General features: G+C 49.4%; 1 pseudogene. It reads left to right on the top strand.

Annotated elements, in window-relative coordinates:
• Positions 1-646 (top strand): annotated as a pseudogene (locus R7R78_RS27130) (histidine kinase); the annotation flags it as partial.

Genomic DNA, 646 nt, shown 5'->3' with positions numbered 1-646 from the left:
CACGAAATGGGTGAAAAGGCACTCGGTGTTGCCCGTTTCCTCGCAGAGTCTGAAATCGTCATTAAGATGGTGGAAACTCAGCAGCCAGAACCTTATCAAGAGTCCTTTCGCGCACTAACTAAAGCGATTGGTGCGGCCTTTATTGTGATTGGGGATAACCAAGGCGTGCGCTTAATTCATCCGGTAGATGAGCGAATTGGTAAGCCTATGAAAGGGGGCGACAATCAACGAGCTCTGGTCGAAGGTCAATCCTATGTGTCTACAGCTCGCGGTTCTTTAGGTTATTCCGTCCGCGGTAAAGCGGCGATATTCGACGCACAAGGTAACATCATTGGTGTGGTGTCGGTGGGGTATTTGCTCGACAGGCTCCAAGATCGCATTGAGCCATTCCTCGCTTTTTTAATTTTGATGGTTGTCGTCGTAGTGGTGGCAAATGCCGTGGTGTCCAATTACGCGTCTCGAAAATTCCAGCGCGCGATTTTAGGCTTCGAACCAGAAGAGATCGGCCGTCTGTATGGTGAACTGGAAGTCACCATGAGTACTATCAAAGAAGGTGTACTCAGCATTGACGCACAAGGTGTGCTTCGTTCCATCAACCGCAGTGCTTGCCAAATTCTCGGCATTGACAGAGATAAGGCGCTCAATA

Source organism: Vibrio sp. 2134-1 (genome assembly GCF_033339495.1).
The sequence above is the reverse complement of the archived record's forward strand: the minus strand, read 5'-3'. Positions and strand labels throughout refer to the sequence as shown.